Genomic DNA, 26,387 nt, shown 5'->3' on the forward strand with positions numbered 1-26,387 from the left:
TCGCCGTGCCCGGGTCCGCCGGCGCACGCGGACCGCACCTCTGTCACTCTGCGGGGGCGGTGACGAAGTCGATGAGTTCCTCCACACGACCGAGCAGCGCGGGCTCCAGATCCCGATACGTGGTGACCTTGGAGAGGATGTACTGCCACGCGCGTCCGGTGTCGCCTGGCGCCTCGTACGGCCAGCCGAGAGCGCGGCAGATCCCCGTCTTCCAATCGGTGCCGCGCGGGATCTCAGGCCACTTCGCGATACCGAGGGCACGCGGTGTCACGCACTGCCAGACATCGACGAAGGGATGCCCGACGATCCGGAGGTGCCGCCCGTGCGGGCCGCGCGCGATCGCCTCGGCGACCCTGGTCTCCTTCGATCCCGGCACGAGGTGGTCGACCAGCACGCCATAGCGTCGCGTCGCCGTCGGCGGCTCGGCGGCGAGCAGATCGTCGAGGAGGTCGATTCCCTGGAGGAACTCGACGGCGACACCCTCGACGCGCAGGTCTGCGCCCCAGACCTTCTCGACCAGTTCAGCGTCATGCTTGCCTTCGACGAGGATGCGACTGGGCAAGGCGACACGCGCCCGCTGATCGGCGACCGCGAAGGAGCCGGACGCGGTCCGGCGGCGGCCCTGTGCGGGGGTGGACGGGCTGATGAGCCGCACGGGGGCACCGTCGATCAGGAAACCTCCGCCGAGCGGGAAGAGCCTCCGGCGTCCGCGTCGGTCCTCCAATTCGACGTTTCCCGCCTGCACGCGTGTCACGGCGCCACAGAACCCGTCATCGGCGACCTCGACGACCAGATCGGCCTCCGCCGCGACCTGTGGCACCTGCTTCGCGCCGCGGTCGCGCCAGCCGGTCGCCAGCACATCCGAACCGTACATGTCGTCCATGCCTTCCAGCGTATGTGCCTCCGCTGACGGCGAACGGCGAACCGCTCTCCAGTGCTGTCGCGTGTCGTAGTCAGTGCATAGACTCGACGCATGGGGCTCGGCTGCCGGTCGGAGGGAACACGATGACGAAACGGTGGCTCATGCTGACCGGACTCGTGCTGGCGATCGTCGCAGGGGCACTCGCCCCGTCGGCTGCGTCCGCCACCGATCCGATCACGCTCGACGCCGGGTTCGTCACGGACCAGGCCGGCGTGCTCAGCGCCGACGAAGAGGCGACGGTCGAGGCCCGGCTCAAGGAACTGAGCGAGAACTCGAACGCCGACCTGTTCGTCGTGCTCGTCGACGAGTTCACCAACCCCACAGACGATGCGCAGTGGGCCGACACCGTCGCCGAGGCCAACAACCTCGGCACCGAGCAGTATCTCCTCGCCATCGCCGTCGACGGCCGCAGCCTCTACATCTCCGCGGCAGCCGACGGACCGCTGAGCTTCGGCCAGCTCGACAGCATCGAAGACAAGATGGTCCCGTTCGCCGCCGACGGCGACTGGATGGGGGCGATCGCCCTCGCCGCCGATGAGATACAGGGAGACGGAGGTGCCGGAGCACTCCGCATCGGCGTGATCGTCGTCGCCGTCGTCGTGGTGGCCCTGCTCGTCTGGCTCGTCGTCGCGCTGGTGCGCCGTGCGCGCCGCAGGGCCGAGATCCGCGAACGCGGCGCGATGCCGGAGACTCCCGATCCCGCCGACCCGTTCTCCACGCTCACCGATCAGCAGGTCGAGACGCAGGCCGCGCTCGCCCTCGTTCAGGCCGACGACGCCATCACCTCGAGCAGAGAAGAGCTCGGCTTCGCGATCGCGCAGTTCGGCGAGGGCGCCACGGAGGAGTTCACCCGGGTGGTCGACGCCGCCAAGGCCAAGATCGCCGAGGCATTCGACCTGAAGCAGAAGCTCGACGACGAGATCGAGGACACGATCCACGATCGCCGCGCCTGGCACATCCGCATCATCCGGATCGCCGAGGAGATCGACGATGTGCTCGATGACAACACGGAAGCGTTCGACGCGCTCCGCAAGCTCGAGCAGAACGCCCCGCAGGAACTCGAGAGGGTCCGCGGCGAACGCGCTGCTCTGACCCCCGCACTCGCTGCCGCCGCACCCGCGCTCGCGGCGCTCGCAGAGACCTACGACGCGGAAGCGCTCCGCACGATCGCCGACAACCCGGCCCAGGCGCAGGAGCGCGCCGAGCTTGCGGATCGATCGATCGACGCCGCTGCACAGGCGATCGCGGCGGGCAGATCCGGTGAAGCCGCCTTCGCGATCCGCACGGCCGAGCAATCCGTGGCGCAGGCGGCGCAGCTCACCCAGGCGGTGACGGCCCTCGGATCCGAACTGTCCGCACTCGAGACGAAGTCGCGTGCTCTGGTGGCCGAGCTGCAGGGGGACCTCGTCGCCGCCCGGCAGCTGCCCGACGCGGACGGAGCGATCGCCGCCGCGACCTCGGCGACCGCAGAGCAGTTGCAGCGCGCACAGGTCGACCTCGCCGGTTCCGCCCGCAACCCGCAGCGAGTGCTGGAGGCGCTCACCGCCGCGAACGCCCAGATCGACGGCGCCATCGCTCACGGGCGGGAAAGCGTCGAACGCGCGCGCCGCGTGCAGCAGATGCTCGAGCAGACCCTCGCACAGGCGACCTCCGAGATCCGCGCGACTCGGGATTTCATCGAGACCCGTCGCGGCACCGTGGGCTCCACCGCCCGCACACGGCTCGCGAACGCGGAGGCGAGCCTGACGCACGCTCTGAGTCTGCGGGCCACCGAGCCGGATGCCGCACTGGCCGAGGCCAATCGTGCCCTCTCCCTCGCCCGAGAGGCGACGGCGGCCGCACAGTCGGATGTCCAGGCATACGCCCCTTCCACCGACCAGGGCGACTTCGGTGGCCTCTTCGGAGGCTCCGGATCGGCGGGCGGCGGCTCGGGCATCGGCGGCGACATCCTCGGCGGCATCATCGGCGGCCTGATCGCCGGCGGGGGCGGCCGATCCACGAGCCGCGGCAGCCGCAGTGGTTGGCGCTCCTCCGGGGGCGGCGGTTTCCGCAGCTCCGGCTTCGGCGGCGGCGGGGGTTCCCGCGGCGGCGGCCGTAGCGGCCGATCCGGAGGTAGACGCTTCTGATCCGCCACACAGATTCTTACGCCAAGCTCTCGAAGACGCCCTCTGAAAGGAACCACGCATGACCAAGCAGTCCATCTTCGGACGTATCTCGACCCTCGTCCGCGCGAACATCAACTCTCTGCTGGACTCTGCGGAAGACCCGCAGAAGATGATCGACCAGCTCGTCCGCGACTACACGAACAGCATTGCCGACGCCGAGTCCGCGATCGCGGAGACCATCGGCAACCTGCGCCTGCTGGAACGCGACCACGAAGAGGACGTCCAGGCAGCCACCGAATGGGGCAACAAGGCTCTGGCCGCCAGCCGCAAGGCTGACGAGATGCGCGCCAGCGGTGATGCCGCCGACGCCGACAAGTTCGACAACCTCGCCAAGATCGCGCTCCAGCGTCAGATCAGCGCGGAGCGCGAGGCCACCGGCGCCGAGCCGCAGATCGCCGCGCAGACCGAGATCGTCGACAAGCTCAAGAGCGGCCTGAACGGCATGAAGGACAAGCTCGTCGAGCTCAAGAACAAGCGCAGCGAACTGCTCGCCCGCGCCAAGGTCGCCGAGGCGCAGACCAAGGTGCAGGACGCGGTCGGCTCGATCAACGTGCTCGACCCCACCAGCGAGCTGGGCCGGTTCGAGGACAAGGTCCGCCGTCAGGAGGCTCTCGCGCAGGGCAAGATCGAACTTGCTGCGTCCAGCCTCGACGCGCAGTTCGAGAGCCTGGAAGACCTCGGCGAGCTCACCGAGGTCGAGGCTCGTCTCGCCGAGCTCAAGGCCGGTGGCAGCGCCCCCCGTCAGGCCCTCGAAGGCTCCTGACACGACCAGCGGATGCCCCGGACCTCGTGTTCGGGGCATCCGCGTTCTCCCTCGGAGGCACCCATGGTGCGATTCCTGGTCATCCCGCAGTGGCAGGGCTCACCCGCGCCACGGGCGATGCTCCTCGTCGACGGCGCGTCCGCGATCGCCGGCGATCTGCCCCGCGCGGCCACAACGGTGTTGGACGTGCCGGTCGAGGCCGGTGAAGCGCTCGGCACGGGCGTCCGCCGTCTGAGTGCGCTGCTCCGGACCCGAGAGCTCGTGCACGGTCATATCGACGCCGACACCGTGGTGATCGGCGGCGACTGCAGCGTCACCGTCGCCGCCCTCGATGCACTCCCGGGCGGCACCGAGGATCTGGCCGTCGTGTGGTGCGACGCACACGCAGATCTGCACACACCCGAGACGTCCCCCTCGGGCGCCTTCTCCGGCATGGCACTGCGCGCGTTGCTCGGCGAGGGCGAGGAGCAACTGGCGCTCTCCCCCGCAATCCCTGCCGACCGCGTCGTGACCGTCGGCATGCGTACCCTCGATGACCCGGAGATCGCGCCGCTCGCGCCGCTGACGAATCTCTCGGTCGCCGATCTCGAGCGCCCGGAGGCTCTGCTGGATGCGGTGCGTTCGACGGGCGCCTCACGCGTGTGGGTTCACATCGACGTCGATGTGCTCGATCCCTCGGACTTCGCGGGTGTGTCGTCGTCCGTGCCGTTCGGCCTCTCCCCCGCCGCACTCAGCACCGCCGTCCGAACCCTGCGCGGAGAGATCCCGCTCGCCGGAGCCACCATCGCCGGCTTCGCTCCGCGGTCCCCGGCCGACGCCGTCGATGATCTCGGCGCGCTGCTGCGACTGATCGGAGCGGTGGCATGACGCCGGACTCGGAATGGGGCGCAACGGCCGAAGAGATGCTCGCGCGCGGGCGCCGCTTCGACAGACGGATCCCCTCCTTCCTGCTGCGCTCCCCGATCAGCCGACTCGGCTACGCGTGGGGCACCTCCGTGGGCTGGATGTGGGGCGCGCTGTGGAGCACCGGCCCGGTGGAGAGACGCTCCGGGCTCTGGGTCTTCCGGGGCATGCCGAAGTGGACCTTTCGCCGCGGCGGGGTCTGTGTCGGAGGCTGCTTCCTGACCGGTGACGCGCGTCCGACCGAAGCCGTGCTGCGCCACGAGGCCGTGCACAAGGCCCAGTGGCTCCGCTACGGCTTCCTGATGCCCGTGCTCTACCTGTTCGCCGGGCGCGACCCGTTGCGCAACCGCTTCGAGATCGAAGCGGGGCTCGAAGACGGGAACTACGTGCGGCGCACCCGCTGAGAGCTACGCCTCAGCGCTGCGCGGGCAGCAGGCCGAAACGCTCGGGCGTGCGGATCTGTGCCGGGGAGATCGCCAGGGAGCCGGTGAGGTGCTCGACGATGTCGGCCGTCCCCAGGTAGCCGCCCAGAAGCGTGACGTGCGTCTCGATCTCGTCGTCGCACATCATCTCATCGGCCCACGCGCAGGTCGCCCGCGCGAGAGCCTGTCCCGGCGCGCAGGAGCGACCACTGCCGGGCGCACCGGTGCGCTGCTCGCGCGCGAGCCAGGTCACCGTCATACGGCCCGGGGCGTCGATCACGCCGATGTCCGCGGCCTCGGGCACCTCGATGAAGATCCGCCCGGAAGCACACAGCGGCAGCGTGGTCAGGAACACCTCGAGCTCGGCGAGCGACTGCTCGTCGGCCGTGACCAGGTGGTGCGCGCGCTGACGTGCGGCGCGACGTTCCGCGCGCGTGCTGCGAGTCTCGAGCGAGGTGTTCATGATGACTTCATCGTACACCAAGTGAAGGCTTGCCTAACCTTGCTCCTGCTGTGAGAAAGCGTGCGCACGCACTACTCGCCCGGCTCGACGAGCGCCTGTGCCAGCGCCGCGAGCTCCCCCTCGGTCATCCCGTTGGCGCGCAGGTACCCGGAGACGGAACCCCAGCGCTCATCCACCTGCTCGAGAAGACGTCGCATCACCGGCGCAGGCGACTGCGTCGCGAGCGCGACGGCATGCACGGCGTCCGGATGCTGAGACCGCAGGTACTCGGCGATGCGCCGCGTGCGCTGGGCGGGAAGCTGGGATTCGGTGAGCGCGTAGTCGGCGATCACGGCCTCCCTCTCGGCACCGACGGCGGAGAGCGCCAGAGCGACGGTCACCCCGGTGCGATCCTTGCCGACGGTGCAGTGCACGAGGGTGCGCTCGCCCGCGGCGATGATGCGGAGGGCCTCCACCAGTCGATCGCCGCTCTCCTCGAGGAGGTGCAGGTACAGCCCCTCGAGGCTGATGTCGGTTTCGAAGAATGACCGCACCGACCCCAGGAACAGGGGAAGGTGCGTGGTCTCCGGCCCGTCGATCTCCGTCGGCTCCGCTGCGACCTCCTCGCCGTCTCGAAGGTCGACGATGCGCTGCACGTGCTCACGGAGGAGGGCCGCCCCGGCGGGGGTCGCACCGGACAGCTGCCCCGCCCGCAGGAGGACACCGGCGCGGATGCGACCGCCTGCTGCCGGGATGCCGCCGACGTCGCGGATGTTCGCCACCCCATCGACGCGGAGAACGGTCATGCCTGCGCCTGCGACGCACGCGGGGGCACCGGGTAGCGGCCGGCGATCACGATGCGGTTGAACGCGTTGATGGAAACGCACGCCCAGCTCAGAGCGGCGTATTCCTTCTCGGTGAACACGCTGCCGACGCGGTCGTACACGTCATCCGAGACGCCGTCCTCGGAGATGAAGGTGAAGGCCTCGGCGAGTTCGAGGGCCGCCCGCTCCCGGTCGCTGAAAACACCGCTCTCGCGCCACGTGGAGATCTGGGTGAGCACATCGGTGTCGACGCCGGCCGCGACCGCACGGTCGACATGGATCCGTACGCAGTACGCGCAGCCGTTGAGCTGGGAGCAATGGATCATCACGATCTCCTTGAGACGATCGTCGATGCCGTTCGCCGCGCAGATCTGGCCCACCGTCTTCGAGAACGCATCGAGCGCCTGGTACGCGGCAGGCTCGGTCTTGGACAGGTGCACACGCGTCTCACTCATGACTCCATGATATTCGCCGCGCGTCCGCTGGCCCCCCGCTCGCCCCAAGGGGTCGAAATGCAGACTGCCAATCCTGTCTGTACTAGAGTCGACATAACGACAAGTGAACTCTGGGCCACATTTAACTTTTTGCTCTCGCATTTCTCCGTCTCAGGGCGCAGGGAGCAGAATGTGGAGGTGGCGATCGACATCAGCGAGTTCAGCTATCTTCCCGCACAGGCCGATGCGCTCGGCGTTCCGCTCCCTCCGGTGGAGCGTGTCACCCTCCCCCTCGACGATGGGCGCGTACTCAGCGCGCTGCGGTTCGGGACCGGCGCGCCTCGGGTCACCCTGCTGCACGGTGCCGGTCTGAACGCGCACACGTGGGACACGACGGTCCTGGCGCTTCAGGAGCCCGTGCTCGCGATCGACCTCGCCGGACACGGCGACTCCTCCTGGCGTGACGATGCCGACTACACCCCGCGCACGCTCGCCCGAGACATCGCGGCGGCCTTCGACGCGTGGGCGGTCCCGCCTCAGATCGTCGTCGGTCAGTCCCTCGGCGGACTCACCGGAGCTGCACTCGCTGCCGCGCGCCCGGATCTCGTGTCCGAGCTCGTCGTCGTCGACATCACCCCGGGCATCGACGTCACCGCCGGTCCGGCCGCGCTGCGCGAGTTCTATGCCGGTCCGACCGATTTCGCCTCCCGAGATGAGCTGGTCGACAAGGCGATGTCGCTCGGTTTCGGGGGCAGTCGCGCCGAGACCGAGCGCGGCGTCTTCCTCAACACCCGCGTGCGCGAGGACGGCCGCGTCGAGTGGAAGCACCACTTCGCGCACCTCGCCGCCCAGGCGCTCGCGGCCCACGATCCGGGCTCGGTGGCCGCGCCGTCCGTGCTGCACGAGACCGGGTGGGAGGATCTCTCCGCCGTCCGCGCGCCGATCACCCTGGTCCGCGCGCAGCGCGGCTTCGTCAGCGAAGCGGACGCCGCCGAGCTGCAACGTCGCGTGCCCACCGCCCGCCTGGTCACACTGGACGCGACACACAATGTCCAGGAGACCGCCCCGACCGCCCTCGCCGCCCTCATCGCGTCCCCCGCCGTCTCCCACGGAATATGACGCTTCGTTCCATACCCGACCCGCACCATCCCACGCATCTCTAGGCTCGATCCAACGGCACACAGCAACTGCCGCACCGAGAGGAAACGCCCATGTTCCGACGTACCCGACGTCTCTCGCTGATCGCCGCGCTCGCGGCGACCGCCGTCATACTCAGCGCCTGCGCCGGCTCCCCCGAGCCGACCGTCACCACGGGCACCGGCACGCCCGACCCCGACGCGACCCTGCACGTCGGCCTGGTCCTCGAACCGACCAACCTCGACATCCGCCACACCAGTGGCGCCGCGCTCGAGCAGATCCTCATCGACAACATCTACGAGGGACTGGTCAGCCGGACGCAGGAGAACGAGATCGAGGGGCGCCTCGCCTCGGACTACACCGTGTCCGACGACGGCCTCACGTACACTTTCACCCTCAACGAGGGCATCCAGTTCCACGACGGCACGGCGCTCACCTCCGCGGACGTCGTCTCCTCCTACGAGACCGTGCGCACCGATGCCACCGTGCAGGGCAACGCCGAGTTCGCGAAGGTCTCCTCGATCACCGCACCCGACGCGACCACGGTGGAGATCGTGCTCACCGAGCCGGACCAGAACTTCCTGTTCACCCTGACGGGCCCCGCCGGGCTGGTCTTCAAGACCGGGGACACGACCGACCTGAAGTCGGCGGAGAACGGCACCGGTCCCTTCGCCCTGACCCGGTGGAACAAGGGCAGCACCATCACCTTCGCGCGCAATGACGACTATTGGGGCGAGAAGGCAGGCGTCGCCCAGGTGGAGTTCCAGTACATCCCCGACTTCACCGCCGGTGTGAACGCCGCGCTCGCCGGCGACGTCGACGTGCTCACCGCCGTGGACCCGAACCTCGCCCCGCAGCTCGAGGACTCCGGCGAGTTCGCTCTCACGAAGGGCCGGACGACCGACAAGGCGACGCTGGCGTTCAACAACCAGAAGGCCCCTCTGGACGATGTCCGGGTGCGCGAGGCGCTGCGACTCGCGATCGACCACGACGCGCTCGTCGAAGCCGTCGGCGCGGGAACGACCCTGTACGGTCCCATCCCCGAACTCGACCCGGGCTACGAGGATCTGTCCGATGTGATCTCCTACGACCCGGAGAAGGCGAAGTCCCTGCTGGCCGAAGCCGGCCAGGAGGACCTGGAGCTCACCCTCACCATCCCCGCCTTCTACGGGACCACGGTGCCGAAGGTGCTGATCTCCGACTTCAAGAAGGTCGGCGTCTCCCTTGAGGTGAACTCGGTGGAGTTCCCGACCTGGCTGGAAGACGTGTACACCAACCACGACTACGACCTCAGCTTCGTGCTGCACGTCGAGCCGCGCGACTTCGGCAACTTCGCCGACCCGGACTACTACTTCGGCTACGACAACACCGAGGTGCAGCGTCTGTACGCCGAAGCCCTCGCCGAGGTCGATCCCGACAAGTCCGCCGAGCTGCTCGCGCAGGCCGCGCGCATCGTGTCGGAGGACCACGCCGCAGACTGGCTGTACAACGGCGAGACCATCACGGCAGTGAGTCCGATCGTCGCAGGCTTCCCGGAGGACTCGATCAACTCGCGCATCGACCTCGCCGGCGTCACCGTCTCCACCGACGGGTAGCGGGCGGCCACCCCTCCGTGATCCGATACGCGCTCACACGAGGAGCCCTGCTCATCGCAGGGCTCCTCGTGTCGAGCGTGCTCATCTTCCTGACTCTGCGCGTGTTCCCGGGAGACGTCGCGCAACTCATCGCCGGCACCCAGGCCTCACCCACCGAAGTCGACGCGTTGCGTGAATCCCTCGGCCTGAACCGCCCGTTGGTCGCCCAGTACACCGAGTGGATCGGCGGCATCTTCCGCGGCGACCTGGGGACCTCCCTGCTCTCCGGGGCCTCTGTCGGTGAGGAGCTTCTGCTCAAGGCGCAGGTCACCGTGCCCCTCGGCATCATGTCGCTCCTGATCGCCGTGCTGATCGCCGTGCCGTTCGGCATCCTCGCCGCACTCCTGCGCGGTCGCCGCGGAGGCACGGCTCTCAGCGTCGGCGCCCAGGCGCTGGCCGCCGTCCCCGTCGTCTGGGCCGGCATGATGCTCATCGTCGTGTTCTCGGTCTGGCTGGGCTGGTTGCCTCCGCAGGGCTTCCCGCGCACCGGATGGTCGACACCGTGGCGGGCGATCGAGTCGCTGCTTCTCCCCGCCTTGACGATCGGCATCGTGGAGGGCGCGATGCTGATGCGGTTCGTGCGCAGCGCCACGCTCCAAGCGGCCGGACAGGACTTCGTACGTACCGCCGCCGCGAAAGGCCTCACTCGCACGCGAGCACTCATCCAGCACGGCATCCCGGCCGTCGGACTCTCGATCGTCACCGTCCTCGGGCTCCAGGTCGCCGGGATCATCGTCGGATCGGTCGTGATCGAGCAGCTCTTCACCCTCCCCGGCATCGGACGGATGCTGGTCGCCGATGTCGGAACGCGCGACCTCATCAAGGTGCAGAGCGAACTCCTCGTCCTCACCGGCTTCGTGCTGGTCGTGGGCTTCGTCGTCGACCTCGTGCACCGCGCGATCGACCCCCGCCAACGGGAGGCCGCATGACTCCCCGATGGCTCGCCCGCCTCTGGAGCACCCCGACCGGGCGCTTCGGGCTCGTCGTCGTGGCCGTGGTCGCGGGCACGGCGCTCGTCGCCCTGTGGTGGACCCCGTTCGACCCTCAGGCGTCTGACATCGGAGAGCGGTGGCTCCCCCCGGGATGGCCGCACCTGCTCGGCACCGATGACACCGGCCGTGACATCCTCAGCCTGCTGATGGCGGGAGCGCGCACGACCGTGTTCGTGAGCGTCGGCGCCGGCGTCGTGGCAACGGTCGTGGGAGTCTCCCTCGCCGCGCTCGGCGCCCTCACCGCTCGCTGGATGCGGGAGACCGTCGCGGTGCTCGTCGACATCCTGATCGCCTTCCCCGTCCTCCTGATCGCCATGATGATCTCCTCGGTCTGGGGCGGCTCGCTCTGGGTCGTGATCTGGGCCGTGGGGATCGGGTTCGGCGTGAACATCGCCCGCGTGACGCGACCGGAACTGCGCCGCGTGCAGCAGAGCGACTTCGTGCTGGCCGGTCGAGCCGCGGGGCTGACTCCGTCGCAGAGCCTGGTCCGCCACCTGCTGCCGAACGTCGCACCGGTCTTCATCGTGCAGCTCTCGTGGTCGATGGCCGTCGCCGTCCTCGCTGAGGCAGGACTGTCGTACCTCGGGTTCGGTGCCTCCGTGGTCGAACCGAGCTGGGGGCTGCTGCTCGCCGACCTCCAGCGCTACATCGGGGTGCATCCGCTCTCGGTGATCTGGCCCGGTCTCGCGATCACGATCACCGTGCTCGCGCTGAACGTCCTCGGTGACGGCCTGCGCGAGGCGACCGACCCGACCCTGCGGCACCGTTCCGCCGAAGTCCATACCCCGGGGGTGGTCGCATGAGTCTCTCCGTGGAAGACCTCGTGATCGAGATCGACGGGCGCCGCGTCGTCGGCGGCATCTCGTTCGAGGTTCCAGATGGTGCGCGCCTGGGTCTGATCGGCGAGTCCGGTTCCGGCAAGTCGCTCACCGCCCTCGCCGTGCTCGGCCTCCTCCCCGACGGTGCGAGCGCGTCCGGCAGTATCCGCTGGAACGGCGTGGAACTGATCGGAATGCCCGATCGCGAGCTGGCCCGGTTGCGCGGCGACGACATCGGCATCGTGTTCCAAGAGCCCCGCACGGCGCTGAACCCCATCCGCACCGTCGGGCGACAGATCGCGGAATCGATCCGCATCCACGAGGGAGTCGGTCGCCGCGAGGGCCGGGAGCGCGCGATCGCCGAGGCCGCGCGCGTGCGTCTGCCGGATCCGGAGTCGATCGTCGACCGGTATCCGCACCAGCTCTCGGGTGGTCAGCGGCAGCGCGTCGCGATCGCCATGGCTCTCGCCTGCCGTCCGCGCCTGCTCATCGCCGACGAACCGACGACCGCACTCGATGTCACGATCCAGGCCGAGATCCTGTCGCTCCTGCTCACCCTCGTCGCCGAGGAGGGCATGTCCCTCGTCTTCATCACCCACGATCTCGCCGTGCTCGCTCAGGTCGCGACCGTGGGCGTCGTGCTCGAGCGCGGGCGCGTCGCGGAGTCGGGGGCGGTGTCGACTCTCCTCTCGGCCCCCTCCTCCCCGATCACACAGGGCCTGCTGCGGGACGCGACAGCGACCCTGTGGCGCCCGGACGGCGGTGCCTCGTGACCCTGATCGAAGCGCGGGGACTCGGACGGGATCACCGCCTCCCGAAGCGCTCCCTGTTCGAGCGTCCCCGAACGCAGACCGCGCTGTTTCCGACCGACCTGGAGGTCGCCGAGGGCTCATCCGTGGGGATCATCGGCGAATCGGGGTCGGGGAAGTCGACCCTGGTCCGACTCCTCCTGGGGCTCGATCGAGCGACATCCGGCATCGTCACCATCGACGGACGCCCCGTGGACGCCACCGCATCCGCCAAGTCTCTGCATTGGCTGCGCCGCGAGACCGGGATGGTGTTCCAAGACCCGTTCGCCTCGCTCGATCCGCGCATGACGGCCGGGCAGATCATCCGCGAACCCCTCTGGGCGCTCGGCATCGACGGCGATCACCGAGCGAGGGTCCGCGAGGTCCTCGCACAGGTAGGCCTCGAGCCCGAGATGGGCGATCGCTACCCGCACGAGTTCTCCGGTGGTCAACGCCAGCGAATCGCGCTCGCCCGGGCGATCGTGCATCGACCTCGCATCCTCGTGGGTGATGAGCCCCTCTCCGCCCTCGACGTGACGGTGCGCGCGCAGATCCTGGATCTGCTGATGGAGCTTCGCCGGACGACGGACCTCACGCTCCTTCTGGTGTCGCACGACATCGGCGTGGTGCAGAACCTGTGCGACAGCGTCGCGGTGATGAAGGACGGCCGCATCGTCGAACGGGGATCGACGGAGGAGGTCCTCCTGCACCCCGCACAGGAGTACACGAAGTCCCTGCTGGCGGCGATCCCGGTGATCCCGCGCTCCGGGGACGTCTGAGCGCACATCGTCACCGCCGGTCGCCCGGCTCAGCGACGTGCCCCGAAGAGGCTTCCGCGCCGCCGTCCCGTCGGCTTGAGCACGCGCCGCATGTACACGGTGCCGAGGTCGCGGCCGAACTTGTACCCGACGCGCCCCATGCGCCCGGCCTCGACGAAACCGAGCTTCTCGTGAAGCCGTATCGACGCCTCTGCACCGCGATCGCTGATGACGGCGACCATCTCTCGAAGCCCGATCTGCTCACACGCATCGATCAGTGCCCGCAGCAGTGCGGCTCCGAGCCCCTTCCCGCCGGCCCCCGGGCCCAGGTAGATCGAGTCCTCGACGGTGTACTTGTAGGCGTTCTTCCCCGCCCACGGCTGGGCGAGCGCGTATCCCATCACGACGCCGCCCGGGGACACGGCGACGAGGAAGGGCAGCTCCAACCGCGTGAGCAGCGCGTACTTCTCGCGCCAGTACGGGATGCTGCTGCGTCGCTCATCGAGTGTGACCGCGGAATTGCTCACGAAGTGGTTGTAGATCTCGCGCACGTGAGGCAGGTCAGCCGGGCGAACCGGCCGGATCGTGTACGCGAAGATCTCGGGCGCGGCCTGCGGGCGAAGGTGGCGCGGGAGGACACGGCGACGGTCCCCCGGTTCGAACTGCATGCGCTCAGCTTAGAGACGGAACGGCTTCGCCTTCCACCCTCCAGTCCACGGCTTCGGCCCCCTGTTCCGCGAGCAGGGCATTCGCACGCGAGAACGGCCGCGAGCCGAAGAACCCGCGGCTCGCCGACAGCGGGGAGGGATGGGCCGAGACGATCACCGGGGTGTCACCGAGCATCGGCTGCAGATTCGCTGCGTCCTTGCCCCAGAGCACGACCACGAGAGGCTGATCCCGGGCGACGAGGGTTCTGATCGCGAGTTCGGTGACCTTCTCCCACCCCCAGCCTCGGTGCGAGGCGGCCGCCCCCGGACGGACGGTCAGGACGCGGTTGAGCAAGAGCACGCCCTGATCGCTCCAGGCGGTGAGATCACCGTGCGGCGCCGGCGGTATGCCGAGGTCGCTCTCCCGCTCCTTGTAGATGTTCGTGAGGCTGCGCGGCAGCGGCCGTACCTCACGGTCCACCGCGAACGACAGGCCGATGGGATGACCGGGCGTCGGGTACGGGTCCTGCCCCGTGATCAGCACGCGCACGTCCGCGAGGGGCTGTTCGAACGCCCGAAGGACGTCCTCCCCGGCGGGCAGGTACCCGTGCCCGGCATCCTGTTCCGCCCGGAGCCTCTCCCCGAGTCCGGTTATCGTCTCCTGGACCGGGGCGAGTGCTTCCGCCCAGCCCGCGTCGATGAGGCCGTCCGCAGCGAGCTCGGCCAGCGTCCGCGCCATCGTCAGTCGATCGAGCGCACGCGCAGCGATCCGCGGGCGAGCAGGTGCTGAGCGGATTGAGCCACCGGACGCATCGTGACGAGGTCGAGGTTCACATGCCCCGGTGCCTCCAGCGCATAGGTGATGACATCCGCGACATCCTCCGCGAGGAGCGGTGCGTCGACGCCGGCGTACACGGCCTCTGCGGCCACGGCGTCGCCGCCCAGCCGGTTCAGCGTGAACTCCTCGGTGTGCACCATGCCGGGCGCGACCTCGACCACCCGGATCGGCTCGCCGTTCAACTCCTGGCGGAGCACCTTGACCAGCATGCCCTCGGCGGCCTTCGCCGCGTTGTACCCGGCTCCCCCCGCATACGCCGATTGGGCGGCCGTGGAGGTGACGAAGACCGTGTCCGCGTGCCCGTCCGCGTCGGCAGCTCGGCGCAGCAGCGGGAGCAGTCCCGCCACGAGCCGCTGCGTCGCGAGCACGTTCGCATCGAACATCCACTGCCAGTCCTCGACCGAGGCGTCTTCGATGCGATCGGTACCGCGCGCACCTCCGGCCACCTGCACGAGCGCGTGCACCGGGCCCGACTCCGCGAGCGCGGAGACGAGCGCGTCGACGGCAGCCGGGTCGGTCAGATCGCAGGCGATCACGGAGGCTCCGGTCTCCGCGGCGAGCGCGGACAGACGGTCCTTGCGCCTGGCGACCCCGACCACATCCCATCCCCGCGACCGGAGTGCGCGCACCGTCGCCGCGCCGATCCCCGAACTCGCACCTGTCACCACTGCACGTCTGTTGGCCATGCCTCCACCGTACGATGTTCGCCCCGGATTGCGGAGTCCCCCACGGGCTGTCGCGGATCCCTCGCTCGCGCGACGGCGGGCACCGCTCTGTTACGTCACATTTCTCCCTCACTGTTGACACCGAGAGATATTCCGTACTCTCGCAGCAACGGCATCCGCCATCCGACCTTCCGACCACTCCTGGGGGAATCACATGTCCGCACCTGAGTCCTGGCGCTTCGAGACCAAGCAGATCCACTCCGGCGCCGCCCCCGACCCGGTCACGAAGGCGCGCGCCACGCCGATCTATCAGACCACCTCGTATGTCTTCGACAGCGCGGATCACGCGGCGAACCTCTTCGCCCTGGCGGAGTTCGGCAACATCTACACCCGCATCCAGAACCCGACCCAGGACGTGCTGGAGCAGCGGCTCGCCGCGCTCGAAGGCGGCACCGGCGCGCTCGTGCTCGCCAGCGGACAGGCGGCCTCGACCTTCGCCATCCTGAACATCGCGCAGGCCGGAGACCACTTCGTCGCCTCGAGCTCGATCTACGGCGGCACCTACAACCTCTTCAAGTACACCCTCGCGAAGCTCGGCATCGAGGTCACGTTCGTCGAGAACCAGGACGATCCCGAGGAATGGCGCCGCGCTGTCCGTCCGAACACGAAGCTGTTCTTCGCAGAGACGATCGGCAACCCGCAGATCAACATCCTCGACATCCGTACCGTCGCCGACGTGGCGCACGAGAACGGGGTGCCGCTGATCGTCGACAACACCATCGCCACCCCGTACCTGATCCGTCCGTTCGAGTTCGGTGCCGACATCGTCGTGCACTCCGTCACGAAGTTCCTCGGTGGACACGGCACGACCATCGGCGGAGTCATCATCGACGGCGGCACGTTCGAGTGGTCGAAGAACGTCGACAAGTTCCCCGGCCTCACGGTCCCGGACCCCTCGTACCACGGCGCCAGCTACACCGCCGCCGTCGGCGACCCCCTCGCGTACATCATCAAGGCCCGTGTGCAGCTGCTGCGCGACCTCGGCTCCGCGATCGCGCCGCAGAGTGCGTGGAACCTCATCCAGGGCGTCGAGACGCTGTCGCTGCGCATCGAGCGTCACGTGCAGAACGCCCAGGAGATCGCCGAGTGGCTCGACGGCCGTGACGATGTCGCGACGGTCAACTACTCGGGTCTGCCCTCCTCGCCCTGGTACGCCAAGGCGAACGAGTACGCTCCCAAGGGGGTCGGTGCCGTGCTGTCGTTCGAGCTGAAGGGCGGCGTGGAGGCCGGGCGCGAGTTCGTGAACAGCCTGTCTCTGTTCAGCCACCTCGCCAACATCGGCGACGTCCGCTCGCTCGTCATCCACCCGGCGTCGACCACCCATGCGCAGCTCACCCCCGAGCAGCAGCTCACGGCCGGTGTCACGCCGGGTCTCGTGCGCCTCTCGGTCGGCATCGAGAACATCGAGGACCTCAAGGCCGACCTGGATCAGGCTCTCGCCGCGGCACGCGCCGTGTCGGAGGCCGCCCGCGCCTGACCCCCGCTGTTCCGGTCGACACCCCGTCCTACCGTCGACGCCCCTCCTGAATCACGTCTCTCAGGAGGGGCGTCGACGCTGTGCGGGGGCGTCGACCGGAAGTGGGGGGCACGAGAGATCGGGGCGTAACCTGCCGCCGAAGTGTGCCGGGTCACGCGACAATGGAGGGATGGACTGGCAGACGACCTCCGAGGACACGGTGCCGTCGGCACCCGTGACGGAGGCCGACGTCCGTCTCCTCCGCGCCCGCCCCCCGGCGACCGGGGCCTGGCGTGATGGTGACCCGGTCGGCGGCAGGCGCTTCGCCGCCTTCGGAGCCTTCGCCACGGAGAGCGGTGCGGAGCTGCCCGGCATCCGGATCGCCTACGAGTCCTGGGGCGAGCTGAACGCCGCCCGCGACAACGCGATCCTCGTCCTCCATGCGCTCACGGGCGACAGCCATCTGCGTGGCCCCGCAGGAGCGGGCCATCCGACCGCGGGCTGGTGGGAGGACATCACGGGCCCCGGCGCACCCCTCGACACCGATCGCTGGTTCGTGATCGCGCCGAACATGCTGGGCGGCTGCCAGGGCTCCACGGGCCCGGCGAGTGTCGCCCCGGACGGCTACGAGTGGGCATCGCGATTCCCCTACCTGACGATCCGCGATCAGGTGGCGGCGCAGGTGCGGCTCGCTGATGCGCTGGGAATCGACACGTGGGCCGCGGTCATCGGCGGCTCGATGGGGGGCATGCACGCCCTGGAGTGGGCCGCCACCCACCCCGAGCGCGTGCAGCGGCTCGCGGTCCTCTCCTCTCCGCCGGTGACGACGGCCGACCAGATCGCGCTGAACACCGTGCAGCTGGAGACCATCCGCATGGATCCGCGGTTCCAGGGCGGCGAGTACTACGACCTGTCCGACGGCGACGGCCCCCACCGCGGTCTCGCCCTGGCGCGGCGCATGGCCCTGCTGAACTACCGCAGCCCGATCGAGCTCAACCAGCGCTTCCAGCGGTCCTGGCAGTCGGAGGTATCGCCGCTCGGGCACGGCGGGCGCTTCGCGGTCGAGTCGTACCTGGACTTCCACGGCAACAAGTTCACCCGCCGCTTCGACGCCAACAGCTACATCACCCTCGTGGAGGCCATGAACTCGCATGACGTCGGGCGGGAGCGCGGGGGTGTCGAAGAAGCTCTGCGGGCGGTCACGGCGACCACGCTGGTCCTCGGGATCGACAGCGACCGGCTGTTCCCCGTCGACGGGCAGCAGCGCATCGCCCGCAGCATTCCGCACGTGATCGACGACGAGGCCGTGGTGCTCACCAGCGACTTCGGACACGACGGGTTCCTGATCGAGACCGAAGCCGTCGGGTCGAACCTCCGCCGGCTCCTCGACAGCTGAGCCTCCCGAACGCCTCAGCCTGCGACGAACCTCCACGGCAGCACGCCGGCCTCGAGGCGCCCTTGCTCCCAGGAGAAGTCACGACCGGTCTCGGTATCGAGAACACGCGTCTGGAAGAGTTCCGCTGCACCGCCGGACGACAGTGCCGCAGCGGCATCCGCGAACGCGGACAGGCGGTGCAGCGTGACCCACGTCGGCGGGTACAGCATCCACTCCCCCGCCCCGTGGCGCGCCAGTGCTTCCGATGGCCGCGCCCAGGCCAACTCGGCGACCTCGTCCTCAGCAGGTGACGGCACCGCGTCCGACGCCGCGGCGAGGAAGAACCAGGTGCGGATGCGGGTGGGAGCCTCAATCGGCGGCTGCCATTCGGAGAGGACGACGAGATCGTCGACCACCAGCCCCACTTCCTCGAAGGTCTCCCGGATCGCGGCCCGGCGCGCGTCCTCGACGTCCCCTTCGCCGTCGCGTCGGTCCTCCGGCTCGACCTTGCCACCCGGGAACACCCAGGCGCCTGGGAAGGATCCGCGGTCTGGTCGACGCAGCAGCAGCACCTCGAACCCGGGTTCCGCAGGCCGCAGCAGGACGACGGTGCCGGCGACAGGCAGGAAATCCTCGGGGGCAGTCATCCCGTCACTCTACGACGCGACGAGCTCAGAGACCTCGGGGCGACGCGCTTCGATGCGGTACGACAGCACGGCGATCAGGAGCCCGGCGACGGCGAGCGCTGCTCCGGTCCATGCCGGCGCGGTGAAGCCCCATCCGACGGCGATCACGACACCGCCCAGGAAGGCGCCGAGGCTGTTCCCGATGTTGAGCGCCGAGTGGTTCATCGCCGCCGCGATCGACTGGTTGTCACCGGCCACGTCCATGAGACGCGTCTGGATGGTCGGGCTCAGCACCGAGGAGACGAATCCGACCACGAGCACCGTCAGCCCGAGGCTCACGATCCAGAACGACAGGAAGGCGAGCAGGGAGAACACGATCGCCATCGCCGCGAGTCCCCACAGCAGGGTGCGGCGCAGATCGATGTCGGCGAGGTGGCCGCCCACGAGGTTTCCGGCGGTCATGCCGAGCCCCATCAGCACGAGCACGATCGGGACCGCCCACTCGGGTGACCCCGCCACGTCCGTCACCAACGGCGCGATGTAGCTGTACACCGCGAAGAACCCGCCGAAGCCGATCGCGCCGATGCCGAGTGTGAACCACACCTGCGCCCGCCGGAACACCCGGAGCTCCTGACGCATCGTCCGCCCCGGATCGCCCGGGTGCGCGGGGACGAACAGGGCGATGCACAGCGTTGCGAGCGCGAACACCAGCGCCACGACGGCGAACGCCGCCCTCCACCCCCACTCCTGCCCGAGGAAGGTCCCCAGCGGCACCCCGATGACATTGGCGACCGTGAGGCCGGTGAGGATGAACGCCACGCCCTTGGCACGGTTTCCCGGACCCATGACATCGGCGGCGACGAGGGCTCCGATGCCGAAGTACGCACCGTGCGGCAACCCGGCGAGGAATCGCGAGGCGGCGACGAGCTCGAAGGTCGGCAGCACCACCGTGAGGGCATTGAACACCGTGAGCGCGAGAGCGAGCACGATCATCACTCGATGACGCGGGTAGCGCGCCACGAAGCCGGCGATGGTCGGGGCGCCGATGACGACACCCAGCGCGTACAACGAGATCAGCCATCCCGTCTGGCTCAGCGCCTCTTCCGGACGGGTCGCCCAGAGCGCAGGCAGCAGGTCAGCGGCGATGTTGGGCAGCAGGCCCATGACCACGAACTCGGTCATGCCGATGCCGAAACTGCCGATGGCGAGAGAGAGGAGCGCCCACTTCGCCGCACCCCTCGATTCATTCGAGGGATTCACCGGATCAGCTTAGCGGCCGTCGGGGGGCACGACCGCCGGGACGCCTCGTTCTCGCGTCATGAACACGTCCACGTCGTCCTGCGAGTCGACGGTGAACCCGTGACGCTCGTAGAGGCTGCGCGCCGGACTGCCCTGGAGCACGTTGAGCCGGTACCGCCGGTCGTCGTCGAGGATCATCGCCAGGACCCGAGTGCCGACGCCCCTCCCCTGGTGCGAGGCGTCGAGGTAGAGGTGCTCCAGCCACGTGATGTCGCCGTCTGGACGGAGGGCGACAGACCCGACATCCACAGCGTCCACCACGATGATCCGCGTGTACGCGGGCTCGAACGCATCGCGGAAGCGTTGCCGGACACGCGTCGGGTCGTAGCGCCCCAGCCGCTCCAGGTCGGCGCGGAGCACGTCGGCGCGCAGCTCGGCGATCCACTCGGCGTCCTCGGCGAGCGCCGTCCGGAGAACGACCGATCCGAGCGGACGCGGATCAGTCACGGGGCTCCGCGGCAGCCGCCTCCCCGATCGCCGACTCCAACCGTTCGATCTTCGCGTCGAGCTCTCCGGAGTACCCGGGACGGATGTCGGCCTTGAGCACGAGCGAGACCCGTGACCCGAACGGCATCACCGCTTCGGTCGCGCGCTTGACGACGGCCATGACCGTGTCCCAGTCCGGACCTTCGATCTCGGTGAACATGCTCGTCGTCCGGTGCGGCAGCCCCGATTCGCGCACGACGCGCACGGCTGCCGCCACGGCGTCGTGCACGGAGGCGTCGGTGCGCTGCGCACCGTCGGCGGGGGTGCCACTCGGGGCGACAGAGAAGGCGATCAGCATGGGTTCACTCCTGGGGTTTCGGATGACGGGCGGGCACACGTGCGAGAGCACGGATGCTCAGGATGAGCAGGACGAGGAGAAGGACGTTGCGCACCGTGAGGACGGCGACGGCGAGGGCATCGGCACGCAGGAGTGCGTCGTAGCCGATCGGATAGACGAGGCAGGTGAGCAGGCAGAGCGCGAGGACGACGACGGCGGGAACGCGCGCTCTGACCCGATCGAGCACGAGCCAGAGGATCACCGGGGCGATCAGCCAGGTCTGGAACTGCGGCGAACCGACCTTGTTGGTGACGATCAGCAGCGTGACGAGCGTGAGGGCGAACGGAGGGAACAGCCGGGGGAAGGTCGCACCGCGCGCCGCTTTCCGCGCGCCCACCACCGTCACCGCGAGGACCGAGAGCGCCATCAGGGCTGTGAGCGCGGCGGCGACGGCGTCGACCCCGGGGGCCGTGATCTGGAAGGTGAGGATCTCGAAGCTGTACTCGATACGTGCGGCTCCGGCGACCGCGAGCCAGAGGAACGGCGTGGCGGCCACGGCCTCGATCTGCAGCCCCCGCCCGGTCTGCTCCGTCAGGAACCCGAAGATCTCGGTGTCCGCGCCGAGCAGGAACAGCGTCGCGACGACCCCGGTGGTGACGACCGCGGCAGCGAGGAGCACCCGCATCCTCGCGCGGAGCGCCACGACGGCCGCCAGGACCAGCGCCCCGGGCCAGATCTTGATCCAGGCGCCGATCGTGAGGAGGGCGGCACCGATCGTCGGCCGCGACACGAGCCAGAGCCCACCGATCACGGCGATCGGCACCGTGATCGCGTCGATCCGGTAGAGCGCGATGGGACCGAGCAGAAGGAGCGCCGCACACCAGAACCAGGCAGCCACACGACGTGCACGCGACGGCGAACGGCCGACGAGCACACCGAAGGCGACGGCATCGAGGATGATCACGAGCGTCGCCCATCCCACCAGATACGCATGGGAGACGCCGAGCAGGAGCACGAGCGGCGCCGACAGGGCCGCAGCGATGAGCATCGGCACGAGGGCGAGCTGCGGGTAGACCCAGGTCTCGTCGATTCCGACGATCGGTCCCCCGCTGAGCGCCGACGTCGCCCAGGGCTCGTACACGAGCACGACATCGCCCATCGGCTGACTCGGATACACCCACCCGAGCCACGCCGTGAGCAGGTGCACGAGCAGGAACACGGCCCACAGCACGACCACCCTGCTGTTCGACGCGCGCCTCACGCGAGGACGTCCGCGATCGCGGGCGGCAACGCCGCGGCGACATCCAGCGCGACGATCGGATGCCCCGGGCTGCCGGCGGTCACGTCTGCGGCGATCCGTGCCGCGTGGCCGTGCAACCAGGCCCCCGCGGCGGCGATCTCTGCGAGCGGGGCATCGGGATTCGCGGCGGTCACCGCACCGAGCACGCCGGCGAGCACGTCTCCGGTTCCGGCCGTCGCCAACCAGCCCGTCCCGGCCTCGATCGCGAAAGTCGTCCCGTCCGGGGCTGCGACCAGCGTGCGAGCGCCCTTGAGGAGCACGGTTCCGCCGATCTTCGCGGCGACCTGTCGGGCCCCTTCGGCGCGTCCGCCGCCTGGTTGCAGGCGCAGACGCTCCTGGAGCCTGGCGAACTCGCGTGCGTGCGGGGTGATGAGGAAGGGGGCGCGGGCGCCGGGGGCGAGATCCAGCGCTCCGGCATCGATGACGACCGGCACGGTCCCCGCGAGGATCTCCCGGAGCGCGACGCTCTCCGCGTCCGTGCGAAGGGCCGGATCCGTGCCGGATCCGATCACCCAGGCATCCACGCGGGAACGACCAGGGTCCGCTCCGACCACCGTCTCCGGGCGCCGGGCGAGCACGGCATCGGCCGCCCGCTCCTCCCCCACGTAGCGCACGAATCCTGCACCGGTCCGCCACGCGGCCTCGACACCGAGCACCGCGGCACCGGGATAAGCGGCCGATCCGGTGCGGAGCGCCACCACCCCGCGCGTGTACTTGTCGTCCTCTGCCGTGGGCGCGCGGAAGTACCGGGACGTATCGCTGCGTGTCCACTCGCGCACCTCGACCATGACTCCACGTTAGTGCGACGCTCCGCGAGGCGCGTCGTCGCGGTAGCGTCGAACGGTGAGTCTTCTCTTCTCCCCGCTGAGCATCCGTTCCGTCACGTTCCGCAATCGCCTCTGGGTCTCGCCGATGTGCATGTACAGCGCCGTCGACGGGCTGGTGCAGGAGTGGCACCACACGCACCTCGCACAGTTCGCTTCAGGCGGCGCCGGACTGATCGTCGCGGAGGCGACCGCGGTGCTACCCGAGGGCCGTATCTCGCCGCGCGACGCGGGTCTCTGGAGCGACGAGCAGCGCGACGCCTGGGCGCCGATCGTCCGCGCGATCCACGACCGTGGGGCGTCCGCCGGGATTCAGCTCGCGCACGCGGGACGGAAGGCATCGACGTGGTGGCCGTGGGCACGTGAGCGGGGGTCGGTGCCGACTGCCGAGGGAGGCTGGACGACCGCTGCGCCGTCGGCGATCGCCTTCGACGGCTTCGACGCGCCGGTCGCCCTCGACCTCGCCGGGATCGACCGCGTGGTCGAGGCCTTCGCCGACGCCGCGCGACGCGCGCTCGAGGCGGGCTTCGATGTGCTGGAGATCCACGGTGCGCACGGCTACCTGCTGCACCAGTTCCTGTCCCCACTCTCGAACCGGCGAGACGACGAGTACGGCGGCGCGCTCGAGAACCGCGCGCGGCTCCTGCTGCGCGTCGTGGATGCTGTGCGCGAGGCTGCGGGTCCCGAGGTGCCGGTCTTCGTCCGGATCTCGGCCACCGACCACGCCGAAGGCGGTTTCGCCCCCGATGAGGCGTCCACCGTCGCCGACTGGGCCACGCAGCGCGGAGCGGACCTGATCGACGTGTCGAGCGGCGGCCTCGTGGCCCATCAGCGGATCGAGGTGTTCCCCGGATACCAGGTCCCTCTCGCCGAGACCGTCCGCCGCGGAGGCCGCATCCCGGTGTCGGCGGTCGGACTGATCACCGCATCCGACCAGGCCGAGCAGGTTCTCGCCGACGGCGCGGCGGATGCGGTCTTCGCCGGCCGGGAGTGGCTTCGCGACCCGCACTTCGCGCTCCGCGCCGCACATGAACTCGGCGCCGACGTCGCATGGCCACCCCAGTACGAACGCGCGCACTGGCGCTGAGCCCGGACGGAGACACGAAGGCCGCCGACTCCTCGGGGAGCCGGCGGCCTTCGTCCGCGTGATCGGGGTCAGCGTCCGCGGAAACGGCGAGTCGCGTCCTGCACCTCTCCCACGAGCTCTTCGAGGATGTCCTCCAGGAACAGCACCGCGGTGGTGTTCCCCCGCGCGTCACGCACCTTCGCCAGGTGACGACCGGCGCGGCGCATGACCGCGAGGGCGTCCTCGAGATCCGTGTCCTCCTGGACGGGCACCATGTGGTGGATGCGCTTCGCCGGGACCGGTTCGATCATCTTGACCTCGGCATCGGGGCCCTCCGAGGCCCGGAGGATGTCCTTCAAGTGCACGTAGCCGATCGGCACGGACTCGTCGTCGACGATCACGTAGCGCGAGAACCCGTAGCGGGCGACGGCCTTCTCGATGTCGTCCGGCGTGGTCGACTGCGGAAGCGTGACCAGGTCGCTCAGGGGCACGGCGACGTCTCGCGCCTTCTTGTCGGTGAACTCGACGGCGGCCGCGACCGTTCCCGCGGTGTCCATGAGCAGGCCCTCACGCCGCGACTGGCTGACGATGGTGGCGACCTCATCGAGGGTGAAGGTCGATGCCGCCTCGTTCTTCGGCTCCACGCGGAACAGCCGCAGCACGCCGTTGGCCGTCGCGTCGAGCACCCAGATCACGGGCATGAACACCTTCGACACCCACACGAGGGGCGGGGCGAGGATGAGCACGGCACGGTCCGGCACCGAGAACGCGAGGTTCTTCGGCACCATCTCGCCGAACACGACATGAAGGAACGACACGATCAGCAGCGCGATGGCGAACGACACCGCGTCGACAGCACCGTCCGGCCAGCCGAGGGCATGCAGCGGCACGGCCAGCAGGTGGTGGATCGCGGGCTCGGAGACGTTCAGGATGAGCAGCGAGCAGATCGTGATGCCGAGCTGCGAGGTCGCGAGCATCAGCGTCGCATGCTCCATCGCGTACAGCGCCGTCTTGGCCGCGCGCGATCCCTGGTCGGCGCGAGGCTCGATCTGCGACCGCCGCGCGGAGATCACGGCGAACTCGCCGCCGACGAAGAAGGCGTTCGCGACGAGAAGCACGACGAGCCAGGCGAGTCCTGCCCAATCGTTCATCGGGTGGCCCCCTCTCCCTCGACGAGCGGACTCGGCACGTAGCGGACGCGATCGACGCGTCGGCCGTCCATGCGCACGACCCGAAGCGTGCCGCTGTCGAGCGGAACCTCGTCTCCGACCGAGGGCACGCGCTCGAGCACGCTCATGACGTACCCGCCGACGGTGTCGTAGACGTCGCCCTCCGGAACCTCGACCCCGGCGCGACGACGCAGCTCATCGGGCCGCAACTCGCCGGGGAAGGTGATGCCCTCACGGTTGCGGATCACTCCGGCCCGAGTGCGGTCGTGCTCATCGGCGACCTCGCCCACCAGCTCCTCGACGAGATCTTCGAGCGTCACGAGCCCTGCCGTTCCGCCGTACTCGTCGATGACGACGGCCAGTTGGTAGCCGCGTGCGCGGAGCTCGGAGATCAGGGCGTCGACGTGGACCGTCTCCGGAACACGGAGGGGCTCGGTCGCCAGCGCGCCGACAGGCACCTCCGCACGGCGCTCGCGCGGCACGGAGATGGCAGCTTTCAGATGCACGACGCCCATGATGTCGTCGAGGTCGTCGTCGTAGACCGGGAACCGGCTGTGCCCGGTGCGGCGGGCGAGCTGGATGACATCGTCGGTGGAGTCACCGGCGGCGATCGCGTGCATGCTCGGGCGGGCGGTCATCACATCGGCCGCAGTGAGCCGGGAGAACGTCAGGGTGCGATCGAGGAGCGTGGCCGTGTCGGCCTCGAGCATGCCCGCACTGGCGGAGCGCCGCACCAGCGAGGAGAGCTCCTCCGCACTCCGGGCGCCGGAGAGCTCTTCTTTCGGCTCGATCCCCATGCTGCGCAGCACGCCGTTGGCGCTGCCGTTGAGCACGACCACGGCCGGCTTGAAGACCGTGGTGAATGCGATCTGGAAGGGGACCACGAGCTTCGCGGTGGCGAGGGGAAGAGCGAGCGCGAAGTTCTTCGGCACCAGCTCACCGAGGATCATCGAGAGCACGGTGGCGATGAACATCGCCACGATGGTCGCGATGGGCGAGACGGCTGCTTCCGGAATGCGCCAGGCCAGAAGCGTCGGCCGGAGGAGGTTCGACAGCGCCGGTTCCATCGTGTAACCGGTCAGCAGCGTCGTCAGCGTGATACCGAGCTGGGCCGCGGAGAGGTGGGTCGACGTGTGCTTGAGGGCACTGATCGTGAGCGAGAGCCGGGACTCCCCCCGAGCCTGACGCGCTTCGAGGTCGGCGCGGTCGAGATTGACCAGCGCGAACTCGCTCGCGACGAAGAGGCCGGTGCCGACCGTGAGCAGGAGCCCCACGCCCAACATGATGTAGTCCATCA

At 69.4% G+C, this 26,387-nt stretch carries 28 protein-coding genes; 13 read left to right on the forward strand and 15 right to left on the reverse strand.

The genetic code is table 11. The features are described 5' to 3' along the window. Positions 1 to 43: 43 nt before the first annotated feature. Positions 44 to 883, reverse strand: coding sequence for a DUF3097 domain-containing protein (locus ACLF6J_RS04245; protein ID WP_134353501.1), 840 nt, complete (start codon positions 881 to 883; stop codon positions 44 to 46). Between the two features lie 122 nt (positions 884 to 1,005). Between ACLF6J_RS04245 and ACLF6J_RS04250 the strand changes: the two genes are divergently transcribed. From ACLF6J_RS04250 to ACLF6J_RS04265, 4 genes are all read left to right on the forward strand, one after another. Further along, complete coding sequence (locus ACLF6J_RS04250) at positions 1,006 to 3,048, forward strand: TPM domain-containing protein (RefSeq protein WP_134353500.1); 2,043 nt, start codon at positions 1,006 to 1,008, stop codon at positions 3,046 to 3,048. 58 nt (positions 3,049 to 3,106) lie between these two features. Next, positions 3,107 to 3,850: a PspA/IM30 family protein gene (locus ACLF6J_RS04255; protein ID WP_047524088.1), complete on the forward strand. Its 744-nt coding sequence runs from the start codon at positions 3,107 to 3,109 to the stop codon at positions 3,848 to 3,850. Between the two features lie 63 nt (positions 3,851 to 3,913). After that, positions 3,914 to 4,717 carry an arginase family protein gene (locus tag ACLF6J_RS04260; RefSeq protein WP_134353499.1) on the forward strand — a complete coding sequence of 268 codons (804 nt, stop codon included), beginning with the start codon at positions 3,914 to 3,916 and terminating at the stop codon, positions 4,715 to 4,717. Continuing rightward, on the forward strand, positions 4,714 to 5,157 hold the full coding sequence (locus ACLF6J_RS04265; protein ID WP_208526530.1) for a Fe-S oxidoreductase: 444 nt from the start codon (positions 4,714 to 4,716) through the stop codon (positions 5,155 to 5,157). The genes ACLF6J_RS04260 and ACLF6J_RS04265 overlap by 4 nt, the downstream gene beginning before the upstream one ends. A 10-nt stretch (positions 5,158 to 5,167) precedes the next feature. Here the strand turns inward: ACLF6J_RS04265 and ACLF6J_RS04270 are convergent, their stop codons facing one another. The 3 genes from ACLF6J_RS04270 to ACLF6J_RS04280 form a co-directional block, all read right to left on the reverse strand. Beyond that, complete coding sequence (locus tag ACLF6J_RS04270) at positions 5,168 to 5,638, reverse strand: SIP domain-containing protein (protein WP_081997082.1); 471 nt, start codon at positions 5,636 to 5,638, stop codon at positions 5,168 to 5,170. A gap of 71 nt (positions 5,639 to 5,709) precedes the next feature. Further along, a complete protein-coding gene (locus tag ACLF6J_RS04275; protein ID WP_134353498.1) occupies positions 5,710 to 6,423 on the reverse strand; it encodes a tyrosine-protein phosphatase in 714 nt (237 codons plus the stop codon). Continuing rightward, the gene (locus ACLF6J_RS04280; RefSeq protein ID WP_047524084.1) at positions 6,420 to 6,896 is read right to left on the reverse strand and encodes a carboxymuconolactone decarboxylase family protein; all 477 of its coding nucleotides are present in this window, start codon (positions 6,894 to 6,896) and stop codon (positions 6,420 to 6,422) included. Before ACLF6J_RS04280 ends, ACLF6J_RS04275 begins: the two co-directional genes overlap by 4 nt. A gap of 171 nt (positions 6,897 to 7,067) precedes the next feature. Between ACLF6J_RS04280 and ACLF6J_RS04285 the strand changes: the two genes are divergently transcribed. The 6 genes from ACLF6J_RS04285 to ACLF6J_RS04310 all read left to right on the forward strand — a co-directional run bounded on the left by ACLF6J_RS04285 (position 7,068) and on the right by ACLF6J_RS04310 (position 13,023). Beyond that, the gene (locus ACLF6J_RS04285) at positions 7,068 to 7,994 is read left to right on the forward strand and encodes an alpha/beta fold hydrolase (RefSeq protein ID WP_244093630.1); all 927 of its coding nucleotides are present in this window, start codon (positions 7,068 to 7,070) and stop codon (positions 7,992 to 7,994) included. 92 nt (positions 7,995 to 8,086) lie between these two features. Further along, a complete protein-coding gene (locus tag ACLF6J_RS04290) occupies positions 8,087 to 9,607 on the forward strand; it encodes an ABC transporter substrate-binding protein (RefSeq protein WP_134353496.1) in 1,521 nt (506 codons plus the stop codon). Between the two features lie 17 nt (positions 9,608 to 9,624). Then, on the forward strand, positions 9,625 to 10,575 hold the full coding sequence (locus ACLF6J_RS04295; RefSeq protein WP_134353495.1) for an ABC transporter permease: 951 nt from the start codon (positions 9,625 to 9,627) through the stop codon (positions 10,573 to 10,575). Then, a complete protein-coding gene (locus tag ACLF6J_RS04300; RefSeq protein ID WP_134353494.1) occupies positions 10,572 to 11,441 on the forward strand; it encodes an ABC transporter permease in 870 nt (289 codons plus the stop codon). Before ACLF6J_RS04295 ends, ACLF6J_RS04300 begins: the two co-directional genes overlap by 4 nt. Further along, positions 11,438 to 12,229 (forward strand): ATP-binding cassette domain-containing protein, encoded by a 792-nt coding sequence (locus tag ACLF6J_RS04305; protein WP_134353493.1) that lies wholly within the window; start codon positions 11,438 to 11,440, stop codon positions 12,227 to 12,229. The genes ACLF6J_RS04300 and ACLF6J_RS04305 overlap by 4 nt, the downstream gene beginning before the upstream one ends. Next, positions 12,226 to 13,023, forward strand: coding sequence for an ABC transporter ATP-binding protein (locus ACLF6J_RS04310; RefSeq protein WP_134353492.1), 798 nt, complete (start codon positions 12,226 to 12,228; stop codon positions 13,021 to 13,023). The genes ACLF6J_RS04305 and ACLF6J_RS04310 overlap by 4 nt, the downstream gene beginning before the upstream one ends. Positions 13,024 to 13,052: 29 nt before the next feature. Here ACLF6J_RS04310 and ACLF6J_RS04315 read toward each other — a convergent pair whose 3' ends face one another. Genes ACLF6J_RS04315 through ACLF6J_RS04325 form a run of 3 tightly spaced genes read right to left on the reverse strand, consistent with a single transcriptional unit; the run spans position 13,053 to position 15,173 of the window. Next, complete coding sequence (locus tag ACLF6J_RS04315) at positions 13,053 to 13,670, reverse strand: GNAT family N-acetyltransferase (protein WP_134353491.1); 618 nt, start codon at positions 13,668 to 13,670, stop codon at positions 13,053 to 13,055. Between the two features lie 4 nt (positions 13,671 to 13,674). Further along, positions 13,675 to 14,388: a uracil-DNA glycosylase gene (locus ACLF6J_RS04320; RefSeq protein ID WP_134353490.1), complete on the reverse strand. Its 714-nt coding sequence runs from the start codon at positions 14,386 to 14,388 to the stop codon at positions 13,675 to 13,677. A gap of 2 nt (positions 14,389 to 14,390) precedes the next feature. After that, entirely contained in the window at positions 14,391 to 15,173 is a 783-nt protein-coding gene (locus tag ACLF6J_RS04325; RefSeq protein ID WP_208526528.1) for an SDR family oxidoreductase, read from the reverse strand. A 193-nt stretch (positions 15,174 to 15,366) separates the two neighbouring features. Between ACLF6J_RS04325 and ACLF6J_RS04330 the strand changes: the two genes are divergently transcribed. Together ACLF6J_RS04330 and metX are read left to right on the forward strand one after the other, a co-directional pair. Further along, entirely contained in the window at positions 15,367 to 16,689 is a 1,323-nt protein-coding gene (locus tag ACLF6J_RS04330) for a bifunctional o-acetylhomoserine/o-acetylserine sulfhydrylase (protein ID WP_131492192.1), read from the forward strand. Between the two features lie 169 nt (positions 16,690 to 16,858). Continuing rightward, positions 16,859 to 18,064 (forward strand): homoserine O-acetyltransferase MetX, encoded by a 1,206-nt coding sequence (gene metX / locus ACLF6J_RS04335; RefSeq protein ID WP_134353489.1) that lies wholly within the window; start codon positions 16,859 to 16,861, stop codon positions 18,062 to 18,064. Positions 18,065 to 18,078: 14 nt separating this feature from the next. On the opposite strand, the gene ACLF6J_RS04340 is transcribed toward metX, so the two are convergent. The 6 genes from ACLF6J_RS04340 to ACLF6J_RS04365 are packed head-to-tail and all read right to left on the reverse strand — an operon-like array spanning position 18,079 to position 22,819. Further along, complete coding sequence (locus ACLF6J_RS04340; protein ID WP_134353488.1) at positions 18,079 to 18,690, reverse strand: NUDIX hydrolase; 612 nt, start codon at positions 18,688 to 18,690, stop codon at positions 18,079 to 18,081. 9 nt (positions 18,691 to 18,699) lie between these two features. Then, on the reverse strand, positions 18,700 to 19,929 hold the full coding sequence (locus ACLF6J_RS04345) for an MFS transporter (protein ID WP_134353487.1): 1,230 nt from the start codon (positions 19,927 to 19,929) through the stop codon (positions 18,700 to 18,702). A 9-nt stretch (positions 19,930 to 19,938) separates the two neighbouring features. Then, positions 19,939 to 20,415 (reverse strand): GNAT family N-acetyltransferase, encoded by a 477-nt coding sequence (locus ACLF6J_RS04350; RefSeq protein ID WP_047524377.1) that lies wholly within the window; start codon positions 20,413 to 20,415, stop codon positions 19,939 to 19,941. Next, positions 20,408 to 20,752, reverse strand: a complete 345-nt coding sequence (locus tag ACLF6J_RS04355) for a thiamine-binding protein (protein WP_134353486.1) — start codon at positions 20,750 to 20,752, stop codon at positions 20,408 to 20,410. The genes ACLF6J_RS04350 and ACLF6J_RS04355 overlap by 8 nt, the downstream gene beginning before the upstream one ends. Positions 20,753 to 20,756: 4 nt before the next feature. Beyond that, positions 20,757 to 21,992 carry a hypothetical protein gene (locus ACLF6J_RS04360; RefSeq protein WP_244093629.1) on the reverse strand — a complete coding sequence of 412 codons (1,236 nt, stop codon included), beginning with the start codon at positions 21,990 to 21,992 and terminating at the stop codon, positions 20,757 to 20,759. Then, complete coding sequence (locus ACLF6J_RS04365) at positions 21,989 to 22,819, reverse strand: NAD(P)H-hydrate dehydratase (protein ID WP_134353485.1); 831 nt, start codon at positions 22,817 to 22,819, stop codon at positions 21,989 to 21,991. Before ACLF6J_RS04365 ends, ACLF6J_RS04360 begins: the two co-directional genes overlap by 4 nt. Positions 22,820 to 22,874: 55 nt before the next feature. Here ACLF6J_RS04365 and ACLF6J_RS04370 point away from each other — a divergent pair, with 55 nt between their 5' ends. Beyond that, entirely contained in the window at positions 22,875 to 23,942 is a 1,068-nt protein-coding gene (locus ACLF6J_RS04370) for an NADH:flavin oxidoreductase/NADH oxidase (protein WP_134353484.1), read from the forward strand. Positions 23,943 to 24,010: 68 nt separating this feature from the next. Here ACLF6J_RS04370 and ACLF6J_RS04375 read toward each other — a convergent pair whose 3' ends face one another. Both ACLF6J_RS04375 and ACLF6J_RS04380 read right to left on the reverse strand, forming a co-directional pair. Continuing rightward, complete coding sequence (locus tag ACLF6J_RS04375) at positions 24,011 to 25,072, reverse strand: hemolysin family protein (protein WP_421076832.1); 1,062 nt, start codon at positions 25,070 to 25,072, stop codon at positions 24,011 to 24,013. Continuing rightward, positions 25,069 to 26,385, reverse strand: a complete 1,317-nt coding sequence (locus tag ACLF6J_RS04380) for a hemolysin family protein (protein ID WP_134353483.1) — start codon at positions 26,383 to 26,385, stop codon at positions 25,069 to 25,071. The genes ACLF6J_RS04375 and ACLF6J_RS04380 overlap by 4 nt, the downstream gene beginning before the upstream one ends. Positions 26,386 to 26,387 lie beyond the last annotated feature (2 nt).

This window comes from Microbacterium sp. IO18 (genome assembly GCF_049099505.1).
GTDB classification, from domain to species: domain Bacteria; phylum Actinomycetota; class Actinomycetes; order Actinomycetales; family Microbacteriaceae; genus Microbacterium; species Microbacterium aurugineum.